Source organism: Auritidibacter sp. NML100628 (assembly GCF_003185985.1).
In the GTDB taxonomy this organism is placed as follows: domain Bacteria; phylum Actinomycetota; class Actinomycetes; order Actinomycetales; family Micrococcaceae; genus Auritidibacter; species Auritidibacter ignavus.
In genome coordinates, this window is record NZ_QHLP01000036.1 from 1 (window position 1) to 1356 (window position 1356).

A 1356-nucleotide genomic window follows, 5' to 3' on the forward strand; every position below is an offset into this window, starting at 1 on the left:
TTCCGGAAGCCCAGGGCGGATCCGCGCAGGTGTTCGAGTCGTCCGTTGATGGCCTCGGTGGGTCCGTTGGAGGTTCCGGGGCGGTCGAAGTAGGCCAGGATGTCTGCCGCCCTTTTCTTCAGCGTCCTACCCAGACCGGCCAGCTCGATGAGCTTGGTCGGCACTGCCCGGCCCAGCTTGGCGATCAGCTGCTCCATCATCGCCCTGCCCTCGGCCCTGTCTGTCTGGCGGTAGGCGGCGACCATGTGCTGGTAGAACGCCCACGTGGCCTCGACCTCCACATGCTCGTCAGCCTCGAAGAGGTCCTGGATCCTGGAATACTGCTTCTCGGTGAGCAGGTCGGCCCCGGTCAGCAGGGTCCGGCGGGCCTTGTAGAGCGGATCCTGTTTGCGGCCCCGGTGGCCGTTCACCTGTTGCTGGACTCGCCGGCGGCATCGCTCGAGCGCGTCTCCGGCCAGGCGGACCACATGGAAGGGGTCCATGACCGTGGTGGCTTCGGGGATCTCCTCAGTGGCTGCGGTCTTGAAGCCGGTGAACCCGTCCATCGCCACCACCTCCACGCCATCCCGCCAGGAAGCCGGACGCTCGGCCAGCCAGGTCTTGAAGGCCTGTTTGGAGCGGCCCTCGACCATGTCCAGCAACCTCGCCGGACCGGTGCCGACGCGCAGTGGTGTGAGGTCGATGATCACGGTGACGTACTTGTCGCCACGCCGGGTATGGCGCCAGACGTGTTCATCCACGCCGATCGCGGTGACCCCGTCAAACCGGGCCGGGTCGTCGATGAGCAGACGCTTGCCCTCGGCCAGCACGGCGTCGTTGGCGGTGTTCCACCGCACCCCCAACGCCTCGGCGACCCGGGCGATGGTCAGGTGCTGCACGACCAGAGCTTCCAGGGCCCAGCGCAGGGCACGGCGGGAGAGCTTGGCCTTCGGCTCTGCCGCGGCGGTGGTGTCCTGGCGCCAGACGTGGGCGCAGTCGGCGCACCGGTAGCGCCGAACCGTGACGTGCAGAGTCGTGGGCCTCCAGCCCAGCGGCTCGTGCGCCAGCCGGCGGATCACCGTGCCCCGCGCGGTGCCCTGAGAACCACAGCGGTGACACCACTCATCTGGCTCCACCACCCGACAGGCCAGTACCGCCCGCCCGGGCTCCACCCGTTGCCCGGTAGCTTGAAGGCCGAGCTCGTCCAGCCGGCAAAACTTGGTCAGGTCACAGTCGTCGAAGGTAGCGTTAGGCACGTCGAGGTCTTTCAGATGGCTTGTGTAGGAACTTCCATCATCGGAAGGCCTCGACCTCTATCCAGCTATCGACGCGCCACTTCCCCGAGACCCCCGTCTACACCCTCGATTGTGAAGAGCC

1 protein-coding gene is annotated in these 1356 nt (G+C 67.1%); it reads right to left on the reverse strand.

The features are described 5' to 3' along the window. A partial coding sequence (locus tag DCC24_RS11880; protein WP_110100106.1) for an ISL3 family transposase occupies positions 1-1235 on the reverse strand: 1235 nt, incomplete at its 3' end. Positions 1236-1356 lie beyond the last annotated feature (121 nt).